This is a genomic window from Pseudomonas sp. P5_B3, assembly GCF_056400405.1.
On the sequence record NZ_JBFULI010000002.1, the window covers coordinates 118,850 to 131,279 of the forward strand.

A 12,430-nucleotide genomic window follows, 5' to 3' on the forward strand; every position below is an offset into this window, starting at 1 on the left:
TTCTGGTGCGTGGCGTCGATCCAGGAATATGCCTATAATCGCCGCCACTTTTTGGTCAATCCGGCCAAGTATTTCTGGTCAACTAACGGGGGCAACGCCCAATGAGCTACAGCAAGATTCCGGCTGGCAAAGACCTGCCGAACGACATCTACGTCGCGATCGAGATTCCGGCCAACCACGCGCCGATCAAATACGAAATCGACAAAGACAGCGATTGCCTGTTCGTTGACCGTTTCATGGCCACCCCAATGTTCTACCCGGCCAACTACGGTTACATCCCGAACACCCTGGCTGACGACGGTGATCCCCTCGACGTGCTGGTCGTAACCCCTTACCCGGTTGCTCCAGGTTCGGTGATCCGCGCGCGTCCGGTCGGCATCCTGAACATGACCGACGATGGCGGCGGCGATGCCAAGGTCATCGCAGTCCCACACGACAAGCTGTCCCAGCTGTACGTCGACGTGAAGGAATACACCGACCTGCCAGCGCTGCTGATCCAGCAGATCGAGCACTTCTTCGCGAACTACAAAGATCTCGAAAAAGGCAAATGGGTGAAGATCGAAGGCTGGGCCGGCGCAGACGCCGCCCGCGACGCGATCACCAAGTCGGTTGCTGCCTATAAAGGCTAAGTCCGGCTGCAGGCTTTCAGCTGCAAGCGCCCACAAAAAACCCCGGGAGATCCGGGTTTTTTTGTGGGCGCTTGATAAGCACGCCAAACACATCGTTTAAACAGACCGTCCAATGGTTTTTGCTTGTTTAACTCCCCCCAAGAATGTCTTACATCCGGTCGTAAATTACCCGCGAAATTTGAACGAGGTGTTTATTCAAACCCTGGTTAGCCGTCAGTAGACTCGCGTTCATGAAAAAGAACACTAGCGGCCCACGCTTTAAAGCGCTCCTTGCAGCAGCGAACATCACGACCACAGGATTTGCCGAATTCCTGGATACGGCTCCGCAAAATGTACATAACTGGTACACCCGCGGTGTGCCCGCCCATTGCATGGAAGAAGTCGCCAGAAAACTCTCCGTCAGCAGCGACTGGCTGAAAACCGGCGAAGGCTCGAAAGATGCCCAGCACCTGCGCCTGCTCGACGAATCCGGCAACACCTTCGATGCCCAAACCATCCGCGGTGTCTACACGGTCATCGAGCCTGTCGACGTCGAACTGCCATTCCTCAAGGAAGCTGTCACCGCCCCGGGTTCCAACAAAACCCACGTCATAGAAGACCCCGAGAAATCCATCCGCCTGCCCCGCAGCCACCTCGATTCCCTGGAAATCAACCACGCCGACGCTATCTGCGCCCTTATGAGCGGCAATAGCATGGGGGAAAAAATCGAAGACGGTTCGACCCTGGCGATTGACCGTGGCCTGACCCAGATTGTCGATGGCGAGATCTACGCCATCGAACATGACGGCATGCTGCGCATCAAGTACCTGCACCGTCTACCGGGCAATTCCCTGCGACTGCGCAGCCACAACCGCGCCGAATACCCGGACGAAATCTTCAGGGCCGCACAAATCGAAGAGCAGAACATCAGGGTGCTGGGTTGGGTGTTCTGGTGGTCGACCCTGAACAAACGACGGCCGGCGGTGCCATTTCTTTAAGGCATCCCAGAACAGCCATCGGCCACCCACCCGGGTGGCCGATGGCTCTGCCCGGCACTTCCCGCTGGGAATTTCCCTCAAACCTGCGTATGCTGCGCCCCACATTTACGCATCGACCCGCCCCGCGGCCCAGATGCACTGACCTGACAGATGACTTTCTCACCAGGTCCCACAGCCGGACGCAAGATCCGGGTGTACGTTTTGAAGGCTGGCGCGGTTTACCAAAAATGATCCAAGCCAGTCCCCGAGAAGCCGGCCACAAGCCGGCTTTTTAATGCCTGAAAGAAAATGATCAACGACAAAAATCACTCAACGCCTTCAATATTCAGCGCATAAAACTCCTGCAGTTTGGCTTGCAACAATTTCTTGTCTGGCAATTGGGTGTGGTACTCCGCGATCAAGGCAGGCGACAGTGAGCGGTTCAGGGCGTACTCGACGATTTCGTCCTCTTTGCTCGCGCACAGCAATACGCCGAGCGCCGGGTTTTCGTGTGGCTTGCGGACATTGCGGTCCAACGCTTCAAGATAAAAATCCATCTTCCCCAGGTATTCCGGTTCAAAGCGCCCGACCTTGAGTTCGATCGCCACCAGGCAGTTCAGCCCACGGTGGAAAAACAACAGATCCAGCGCAAAGTCACGCCCACCTACCTGCAACGGATATTGCGAACCCACAAAGCAGAAGTCCCTGCCCAGTTCGATCAGAAAATCCCTGAGCTTATGCAGCAGGCCTCCGTGCAAATCTGTCTCTGCATGACCACGCTCCAGAGCCAGAAACTCGACCACGTAGGCATCCTTGAACACCTCCAGGGCTTGGGGATGAATTTGTCTCAGCGGTGCTGAGACTTTTGCCGGGCTGACCACTGAACGTTCAAACAGAGCGGCCTTGAACTGCCGCTCCAGTTCGCGGCTCGACCACTTCTCCTGGATTGTCATGCGCAGGTAAAACTCACGCTCCTCCGGGTGTTTGCTCTGGTTGAGGATGATCAGATTCTGGGTCCAGGGTAATTGTGTCAGCAGTGCTGACACTTTTTCATCACCCCTGTACGCCTCATAGAACTGGCGCATTCGAAATAGATTTCGTCGCGTAAACCCACGCAGTCCAGGCTGTGTACGCTCAAGGTGCATAGCCAACTGGGCAACGACTCCATCACCCCACTCCGCCGCTTCAATTTTGCAACTGATGTAGGCCCCAACCTGCCAGTGCAGCTCAATCAGCTCTGTGTTGACCGCCTGCATAGCGCGTTGTCGCGCGGTCACAATCAGTTGGGTAATTTCGCTGAAAGCTGAATCGAGGGAGGTATTGCCAGGAAGGTCATTCACGTCAGGGCATTTCCATGTCAGTTGGAGGGCCCTTTCAATTACTCCTGATGCCGATGCAGGAACATTCACAATGTATTTCTGCATGAAACAACGCTAATAGGCCTCCACCTCGCCGTGTGCAAAGCCTGCGCAAGTTACACCTCAACCTCACGGATAGCTGAACCCCTTCACCAACGTCAACTCCCCCACCGCACGCATCGGCACCAGGAACGTCTCCATCTTCTCGCTCGGCGTTCCTTCCTCGGTAATCACCGTCACCTGCGCCGTGGTCAGCGCTTGCACCGCGTCTTCCTGCCCCTCTTCATCACTGCTGTACCCGCCGCCGAAGTAGTTCACGTAGACCAGATATTGGCCCTTGATCGGTGCGGGCATGGCGAAGATTTCCGGGCCGTAGCCAGTGGTGACGTCGACGTCGAGCGCAGCGCCGTTGGGGGCGACGCGGTCGCCGTACCAGATGTGCGCGCCGTCGGGGGTGATCAGGTGCAGGTCGAGGTCGGTGTTGTCGCTGTCCCAGGACAGCAAAACGCGCAATTTGGCCGGGGTCGCACCGCCGCTGCTGTTGAGAAACTGCGTGCGGTGACGTTGTTGGCCATCAGGGCTGCGAACCTCGACGCTGTTGCTGCCGTTGGGGAACGAGAACGGGCGATCGAAGCGGCCGGCCGGGTCGATTTTCAGCGGCATGCTCACCCCGTTGACGATCAGCCGGCCGGGCTCTGTGGATTTTGGCGTGGCTTTGATCTGCCCACTGATGCGAGCGGTGTTGGCCTGCCCTGCCGGGGTGTTCACCGACGAGGCCGGATAGTTGACGGTCTGCCTGAAGTTTTCCCCTTCGCCCTCAGGCGCGCCGGCGCGCCAACCGCCTGCGGGGGTATCGAGTCTGACGCTGTCCGCCGCCATCACCGATGGCAACGCCACCAGCGAACAGATAAACAGCAAGACCTGTGGATAACGGAGTTTCATGGCCTATTCCAGCAAGAGGTGGCGGGCGAGCCCTTCGATGTAGGTTTCATCCTGGCCGTTGGGGTGTGCTTCGAAGGCCAGGTGCAGGTATTCGTGGGTCAGGTCGAGACGGTCTTGTAGTGTCTGCGCGCCACGCACGTAGATGCGCTGGCGTTCGCGGTCGACATAGGGGCGGCCGAAGGCCAGACGGCATACGGCGAAGGTGCTGACTTCGCTGTAGCCGGTTTCGCTTTCAAGCCTTGGGCGCCAGCCGCGCCGTTGTTTCTGCAGCCATGTTTGTGCGGCGGGCAACGCTTCGCAGGACGCGACCGGGTTGTCCCAGCGACTGAGACTGGCGCGTGGGTAGGCGTGCAGCAGGATGGCGTCGTAGCGCTGGCCGGCACGGGCCTGTTCGACGGCTTGCTGCCAGGACAGTTTGTCCGGGCCGGGCTGGTCGGAATGGTAGGTGACGGTGCTGCCGGCCAGCACCAGGTCGCTGGTCCAGGCGGCGATGTCGCGTGACCCGGGCGACGCCGGACGCGGTGCGACCCGCTGACGGCTGCTGCTGTCGTCGATGCTCAGGCAGTCACCGCTGCGCGTAGCGTTTTGCAGCAGGTAGGTGCGGATGGCCACGGCCAGGGCTTTGGCGGCTTCGACCGGTTCGGCACTGGCTTCGCGCTGGAGAACACGGGCGACGTACTCTTCGCGATCCAGACGAGCCACGAGTTTGTCGTTCAGCAGAAACAGTTCGCCGTCGCTGTGAATATCCAGCGCATTCCCATTGGCGAATTCGACGCGGTAGTCACCCTGCAATGCCCCGGAAGTCAAAGCGGTGCCGCCTGACAGCACACGCCGAAGTGGATAGCGAGAGAACAGGTCGACCTCTACGCATCTCCCTGCATCCGCAGGCCATGAAACGGGAATCACCGTCGACATTGCCTGCGCGTAATCACGCAGTACCCGCTGACTGGTGCCCCGCCCTCCGGCCCAGACCGGTGTGCCATCCGCCATCCAACCGGCGAATCCACCCTGACGCGATATTGCGTCCTGATCCGCCAACCAGCTCCAGGTCTTCACCCGCAGACGACTGCCGAGTTCACCGACGACTTGGCCATCGGCGGCATTGAGCACTACATCGAGCAACACACGCCGGGCTTGATCCTGCGCCGGCAGCACGGCCAACACCTTCAACAGTTCCGCCACCGAAACCCGGGTAGCCGGTTGCAACGAAGGCAAATCCAGCAACCATTGCGGCGCCTGCCGCGCCTGCCAATAGGCTCGCCAGTCGGCATCGCCGATGCCCAACCGAGCGGGTTCGAAATACAGACCGCATGACTTCACCAACGCCTGATCTCGCTCGATCCTGCCGCCCGTCGTGCAGCAATAAACTTCTTCCTTCGACTGGCCGCGACATTCATACGCCGGCTCACGCGCGCCGGTGTCCACTAGCCAGGCGTAGACGAATAACTTCCACACACTGCCCAGCGGCGTCTGCAAGGTCTGCGGCAAGGGTTCGCGGGCGATCACCTGAGTTCGGTTCAGCGACAACAAATCGCCCTTGAAGGCCAGGCGCAGCGGTTCGTCCTGCGCCGTCGCCAGCGCAGGGATCAAACACAGCAAGCAACCTATCAGCAGCCTGTGCACGTCAGTGAACCGTGAGCTGGCCAAGAGCTGCTTTTTGCTCAAGCGCCTGATGCTGCGGCGCATAAACCTGGGTGAACCGCACCGGTGGCAAGTTGAACTGCCCCTTCTGCGAGAAACGCACCAAGTGCCGCAGGCGCAATTCGCCACTCAAGGCATCGACCGGAATGGCGTAGGCCATTTGTCCCGGTTCGAATCGCGCCTTTTCCAGTGACGTCGGCTCGGTGCCGGCCTTGCCCATGAGTTTGATGCCCCAGGTCGTGCGTTCGACATCAGCACCAGGCGGCAGCGGCACTTCCAGCATGCCGTAACGCAACGGTCTGGCGGCTTTGCTGGTGACGATCACTTCGTCGAGATAGAGGTTGTCGCTGGACAGCGGCGCGTTGCCGACCGCTTCAAGTTTGAAGGTGAAAGCCTCATCCCCCGGCACCAGTCGCGACAGGCGACGGGTGATGGTCACGGCCATCGGATCGACCACCGGCTGTTGGCTGCGGTAGCTCAATGCAGCGCGCAACGGACGCTCTTGCGCACCGGTCAGCGTCAATACCGCCGGCACGAGCGCAGCCCCCTGCCACGTCCAATACATCTCACCAGAAACTCCGTACTGCTTCTTCCAGCCTTCACCCGGCGCCAATGCAATGGTGGGAGATGCCTGCTCGATGCTGCGTTGCAGCCAGGTAAGTGCCAATGCACGTTCCAGGGTCGATTGCTGTGGCAATAGACGTTGCAACAACGCTTGAGCGTGAGCCTGATCGAAGGGTTGCAGCGACAGGTTCAGCGCTTCGGCAAACGGCTGGGAGCTGACCGCCAGACGCTGCTGCGCGTCGGCCAGTTGCCGATTGAACGCGTCCGGCAAAGCCACCTTCGCTTGCCTGGCCAGCGATGCCGTCAGCACCCGTGCGGCAGCCAGCCCCAACGCGGAATCCGGATCGCTCATGACGAGGCTGTCTTCGCCGTCTTCCATCAGATTCGCGGCAGTGCCCTCGCCCGCTTTCGCCAGGTCGTCCATCAAGCCACTGAGCAAGGTGTTGACCGGCAACTGCATCTGTCGGGCAAACGACAGGGTCAGCGCCCGCTGCAACAGCGGCGTGTTCTTCGCCTGCTTGGCGTAGACCTCCAGCACCCGCTGCCAATGCTCCGGCGGCAGGCTCAGTTCAAGCACCTGGCTGGCATGCCAGTCGGCGTAATAGGCGTAAGCGGTGAGGAACGCATCCGGCTCGCCGTCCATGCCCCACCAGGTGAAACACGCCGAAGGGCCGGCCATTTGCACCAGGCGCAAACGACTGTTTTGCATGATCAGGCGCAGGCGATCGCGGATCTGCGGATTCGCCGCCAGCGTCGGGTAGGCGATGCTCAACGGCAACAAGCGACTGGCGGTCTGCTCGACGCCACCGTAGGGGTAGCTCAGCAGGTCGTCGAGGGCAGAGCGGAACAACGCTTGCGGACTGTCATCCAGGCGCAGGCGAATATCACTGGCGTCTGCCGGCAACGTCAGCGGCGTATCACCCTCACCCACATCAAGGCTCTGGGTTTGAGTCACCTGCCAGCCTTCACCGGTCGCGCTCAGGCGCACCGCCAGGGCATCTGCGGTTTTGCCGTCCTGCACCAGCTCGGCGCTCCACTCGCCATTGGCCAGCTCAAAGGCCGGCAACGGGATGTAGTTGATGCCGCTGTTCAGGATTACAGGCAAGCGCTGTTCGTTGCCGACGTAACGGGTCACCAGTTCGGCCTTGACCGGTTTCTCGGCCTGACTGAAGGCGAACACGCCGAGGTCCGGTTTGTCGCCGGCGCGGAATCGAGTCGGGCCGCTCCACTTCAGGTACAGCGGTTTTTCCGAGCGCACGAATTGCTTCTTCTGCCCGACCTGCCCGCCATCGGCGATGGCCCTGGCGGTGATGCGCCAGCGGGTCAGGGAGTCGGGCATCTTGAAGGTGAAGCGGGTTTTGCCATTGGCATCGGTCAGCAACTCAGGTTGCCACGCCGCCGTGTCGACATCCTCGCGACGCGGTCGCTCCAGCACTTTCACGCCGCGCTCACTGCGATTGGCTTTGCCCGGTGCACCGGGGCTGCCCGGCAAGGCGACGTCATAACTGATGAACGACAAACTGGCGCTGGTGCGCACGTTGTTGCGCCGTGGGTGATAGAAGAACTGGTCGATGCTCGGCGCGACTTCCGGTTGCAGGGCGTAGACCATTTCATCGACCACGCTGACCGTCAGGTGCGCGGAAATCGCTTTGCCGGCGAACCGGGTGGTCAGGTCTACCGAGACGGTTTCACCTGGCTGATAGGTTTCCTTATCCGTGGCGATGGTCACGTCGATCTGTGGTGTCACCACCTTTATGCCGGCGTTCTGGAAACTGTACTGGCCGCCCTTGGTGTACAGCACCGAGAAGGTCAGGTTCGGCGCGAAACCGTCCTTCACCGGGATGCGTGCGCGATATTGGGTATCGCTGAGTTTTTCCAGTTTCAGCCAGTCACCGCCCCTGGACAGCAGCGCGGTCGCTTCGACCTTGTCCCGTTCCAGCGACAGCAGGGCATCGCTGACCGGTTCCGGGAAAGTGATCAACGCCAGCGCTTCATCGCCGGCGATGAACTCGGGCTTGTCGAGGATGATTTCCACGGTGCCGGGTACGGCTTTGACACCTTCGCCGGTAACCGAATGGCCGGTGGCGCCGACCACCCGACCATGATCATCCTTGAGCGTCAGGTTGTAGGTGCCCGGCCGGTCGAAGGCCAGGGTGAAACCTTTGTCGGTTGCCGCGAGTTTGCCTTCGCCGGTGCTCTGGTCCTCCAAACGCACCCAGCCATAGCTGCCCGGTGTAACGGCATCGGCCTGCTCGCCTTCGCGGGCGTAGCTGAAGGCAACCTTGTCACCCACTGCGCTGAAGCGTTGAGGCGCGCTCAAGCGGAAATTCGCCGCGCCACGGTCGATCAGGATTTCCTTGGTGGCCTTGACCCGATACGCCGCACCGTCGCTGGCAAATACAGTCAGCATGTAGCGACTCGGTTTGTCCGCTGCCGGCAAATCGAGGGACGCATTGCCCCTGGCGTCGGTGGTCAATTCGGTGCTGGTCAGCTCCACCGGAAATTGCCCGAGGTATTGCAGTTCGTTGTCGACCATCGACAGCTGTTGGGCGCGCAGGCTCAGGCTCAATTTCGCATTGGCCACCGGCTTGCCGTCCGGGTACAGCAGCACCAGGTTGCCCTTGACCGGCTCGCCAGTACGGTAATCCTGCTTGGCCAGATTGAGCGAAATCTCGAAATGCGGCTTGATGTATTCAGCGACGCGAAAGGCGCTGCTGTAGGCCTGATCCTTGTAGTTGAAACGCAGTTCATAACCACCGGCCACGGCATTGTCCGGTAACTGGAAACGGCCCTGGGTGCCGGCCCTGGAATCGAGCGTCAAGTCGAGGGATTGCAGCGCTGTGCCGGTCGCATCGAGCACGGTCACGTTGACGTCGGCCGCGGTGGGCTGCACCGAATCCCGGGCATTCTTGAACTCCCGTCCGACGATTTTCAGCGACACCCAGTCCCCCGGCCGATACAGCGGCCGGTCGGTGAAGGCATAGAGTTTGGTGTCGTAGATTTCGCTGTCGTAGTAGAAGTTTTCCGAGACGAACACCCCGCCCTCTTCGTCTTCACCGATCACGAACGAGCGCTCGGGGCTGACGTGTTTCAGGCGCAGCAAGCCATCAGTATCCGTAGCGCCGCTGCTCATAACGCCGAGGCCATCGGTCCACAGCACATTGACCTTCGGCACCGAACTCCCTTCGTGTTTGCGTGCGGCCCACACCAGCAGTTCGTCACCGGCAATCTTGCTCACCGCTACTGTGTTGGAGACGAACACCATGGTGGTCGCGCGGTACTTGCCGATCAGCGCTTCCACCAGATAAAGACCCGGTTTGAGATTGCCCAACGGGATGTACACGTTGCCCGGCGCGACACTGACGAACTCGCTGGAAGAACCGGCCAGGTTCACCCCTGCAGGTGGCTGAATCGGCTTGGCCTGCCACAACGGATAACGGAACTGGCTGACCACCGGCAACCCCGGTATCAGCGCGAATTGCGGCTGCGCATCGTAGGGCGTTGGCGCAGCCATCGCGTTGCCCATCTTCAGTTCCGGCACTTGCTCGGTGACTTGTTTACGCGACTCGTAGGAAAACGCCCGCTGCATCACCCGACGGGATTTGCGATACCAGTTGTCCCACAGGTAAGCGAGGGTGTTGGACAGGCCTTCACCCTTGAACTGGCCATCGCTGACCACCCGATGCAGGTTCTTCTGGCGCTTGAGGAAATCCAGCGGTTTGTCGATGCGATACACCCGAATGTCGGCGCCGCCGTAGGGCTCCATGCGAAACCGACGATAGTCGCGACCCGGTGCTTCGAGGCGCACCATCGCCTGTTCATCGCTGGCAAAGCTGCTGTCGGCCAGCAGGAAAAAACTCTCGCCGGCCACCGGCGCATAGCCGCTGGCCGGGACCGAATCGTCGGCGTTTACCGCCGTGAAAGGCAGCACCAATACCCACATCAGAGACAGAAAACGCAGCATGCGGGCACCGGTCATTGGGAAAGAAAATTCAGTCGATAGACGCCGATGAAGTTGGGGTTGGCTGCGTCGGGTATCCATCGGGTGTCCTTCCATGTCATGAGTTGCTGCAGGCTTGCCGAACGCATGCCGTTGTCGGTGGGTGTGCTGGTGCCGGTGTGATAGGCGATGTAACGGCCCATCCAGATCATCAGGTGCTGGTCGTCGCCCTGATCGAAAAACATCAGGTCGCCAGGTCGCGCCTGAGCCACATCGCGACTGACCAGACGGCTGTTGAACTGGATCAATTTGATTGCATTGACGTATGGCCCGACCTTGCCGCCGCCCTGCTGCCATTGCTGGGCAAGACCGCGCTGGGCATCGCTCAGTTGCAGCTCCGGCGGCAGGTAGCGATTGGACAGTCCATTGCTGCGCAGCCATTTGTCGTCATGGACTTTCAACGCTTCATTGGCAGCGAAGCGCACCAGCCCGGCGCAGTCCTGTTGATACCAGCGCGGGCTCGGGCCCTGGCTCAATTGCTCCTGGGCGATACGCACGAACCAGGCGCGGAACACCTGGGATTGCTGTGGGTCGAGTGACAGTGCCTCGACAGCGCGGGCACTCGCGCTCAGCAACAGCGCAAGCAGGCCGAGACTCCGCATCAATGCCGTCACAGGGCTTTCCACTCCAGCGGCAGCCACTGCCAGTGGCCGTCTGGCTCGCTGCCTTCGGGCAAGGTCAGGGCGTACTTGCCGTAGCCGCCGAGCTTGCGCAGTTTCGGGATCAGGTAGGTTTGCGCGGCGTTGTAGAACACCGGTTCCATGTCCTGGGGCAGGCTGTCGAGGGTTTCCTGCTGCATCAGTTGCGCCATGGAATCCGGGCCGAAATAGACCGGCATCAACAGGTCTTTCGGCACCACGTCGGCCATCGGCGGGAAGCGTTTGTCGAGGGTGCCGAGGGCCTTGTCCACCAGCTTGTCATCGAGGGAGAACAGCAGCGTTGAACCGTGCCGCGCCAGGCTGACTTTCATGAATGCCTTGCCGGTGATGGCGTCGGGGTCTTCAGCGTCCTTGGCCGCATAGGGGCCGAAACTGGAGCTGACCTGGCGTTGCCATTGATGGCTCTGGCCTTCTTGTTTTTCCACCACCGGGAAGGCGCCTGCTTCGACATTGGGCTCAAAGGCACCGACCATCGAGCCAAACAGGCTGCCCAGATCTCCATCCAGTTTGCCGCTGTCGTCATCAATGAGGCTGGCCACCAGCAAGGGCGTGTACAACCGCGAATCGGCATACCAGCACAGGCCCGCCGCGCCGGTCATGTGTTTGGTCAATGCCTGGGCCACCGTATCCTGCGCACCGAGTTTCACCAGCAGCGGTTTCTGTTGTTCGGCAGCCAGCGGCAACGCCACGCAAGCGCTGGCGCCCATGGGCATGGCTTGCCAGATCGGTTTGAAATCGAAGTCCGGCTGATTCTCCAGTTCGTCCATGGCCAGAAAGCTGTGCCAGCCCTTGTCGTCCATGTCGAAACGCAGGCCGGCGAAGTTCGGGATGAAACGCTGGTAACCCATGGCCAGCACGCTGGCATTCACCGACAGGCGTTGTTTCACCTGCGGCGTACGAGGTGGCAGGCCGAAGGCTTCGGGGAACAGTTTGTCGCCATTGAGCAACGCGGCAATGGCCGTGGTCGACACGCTGCCCGGTTCTTCCGTTGCACCGCTTTGCGGATCGTAGAGTTTCGCCGGGTTGGACAGCACCACCAGTTTGTCGCCATGGGACGCAAACAGCAGCGCCTTGCTCGCGTTGTAGTTGAGTTGATAGAGCGCCACGTCGTCGGTGCCGACCTTCACGTCAGCGACCTTGCTCAGCTGCGAGTCGTCCAGCGCCACTTTGGCCAACGGCTCCAGCACCTTGGCCAACCCGCCGCGATCCATCACCAGCAGGAAATCCTTCAGCCGCCCATCCGCCCCGCGCCACAACGCTACGTCGGCAGGCTGATCGAACAGCTGCTCGATCAAGGTGTCCTGCAGTTTCAGGTCGTGCTCGTAGATGATCCGCCGCAGACTGCCGATCAAGCCCAGGCGATCGGCGTGGCTTTCGTAATAGAAGACGAAATCTTCGGTCAGGGTTTCCTTGAGAAACGGTACCGCCAGCAAGTCCTTGGGCAACTGGCTCAGGGAATGGGTTTCCAGCAGGCCATCCGGGCGACTCATGCCCAGTTTGTCACTGGCCAACGCAGGCGCCGGGGCCTTGGGCTTGTGCATGAACCACCACAACCCACCGGCCACGACAACGACCAGGCATAACCCGATCAGCAGCGTCGGCCAATGCAGGGAAGGTTTGGCCGCGGGTGCGCCAGCGGCCGGAGTAACAGTGCTATCACTCATGTTCACAAAACCCGATG

8 protein-coding genes are annotated in these 12,430 nt (G+C 60.5%); 2 read left to right on the forward strand and 6 right to left on the reverse strand.

Annotated features, from left to right (window positions below; translation table 11 throughout):
• The first annotated feature begins 101 nt into the window (after window positions 1-101).
• Entirely contained in the window at window positions 102-629 is a 528-nt protein-coding gene (gene ppa, locus AC1DRN_RS01770; RefSeq protein ID WP_007894323.1) for an inorganic diphosphatase, read from the forward strand.
• 230 nt (window positions 630-859) lie between these two features.
• Window positions 860-1,606 carry a S24 family peptidase gene (locus tag AC1DRN_RS01775; protein WP_223460847.1) on the forward strand — a complete coding sequence of 249 codons (747 nt, stop codon included), beginning with the start codon at window positions 860-862 and terminating at the stop codon, window positions 1,604-1,606.
• Window positions 1,607-1,911: 305 nt separating this feature from the next.
• Here the strand turns inward: AC1DRN_RS01775 and AC1DRN_RS01780 are convergent, their stop codons facing one another.
• The 6 genes from AC1DRN_RS01780 to AC1DRN_RS01805 all read right to left on the reverse strand — a co-directional run bounded on the left by AC1DRN_RS01780 (window position 1,912) and on the right by AC1DRN_RS01805 (window position 12,413).
• Entirely contained in the window at window positions 1,912-2,925 is a 1,014-nt protein-coding gene (locus AC1DRN_RS01780; RefSeq protein ID WP_223460845.1) for a PDDEXK nuclease domain-containing protein, read from the reverse strand.
• A 147-nt stretch (window positions 2,926-3,072) separates the two neighbouring features.
• Complete coding sequence (locus AC1DRN_RS01785; RefSeq protein ID WP_223460842.1) at window positions 3,073-3,885, reverse strand: YfaP family protein; 813 nt, start codon at window positions 3,883-3,885, stop codon at window positions 3,073-3,075.
• Window positions 3,886-3,888: 3 nt separating this feature from the next.
• Window positions 3,889-5,532, reverse strand: a complete 1,644-nt coding sequence (locus tag AC1DRN_RS01790; protein ID WP_263289727.1) for a DUF2300 domain-containing protein — start codon at window positions 5,530-5,532, stop codon at window positions 3,889-3,891.
• Window positions 5,510-10,069 (reverse strand): alpha-2-macroglobulin family protein, encoded by a 4,560-nt coding sequence (locus tag AC1DRN_RS01795; RefSeq protein WP_223460837.1) that lies wholly within the window; start codon window positions 10,067-10,069, stop codon window positions 5,510-5,512. Before AC1DRN_RS01795 ends, AC1DRN_RS01790 begins: the two co-directional genes overlap by 23 nt.
• Window positions 10,066-10,692, reverse strand: coding sequence for a DUF1175 domain-containing protein (locus AC1DRN_RS01800; protein WP_223461060.1), 627 nt, complete (start codon window positions 10,690-10,692; stop codon window positions 10,066-10,068). The genes AC1DRN_RS01795 and AC1DRN_RS01800 overlap by 4 nt, the downstream gene beginning before the upstream one ends.
• Window positions 10,693-10,700: 8 nt before the next feature.
• Entirely contained in the window at window positions 10,701-12,413 is a 1,713-nt protein-coding gene (locus tag AC1DRN_RS01805; protein WP_223460834.1) for a DUF2138 domain-containing protein, read from the reverse strand.
• Window positions 12,414-12,430 lie beyond the last annotated feature (17 nt).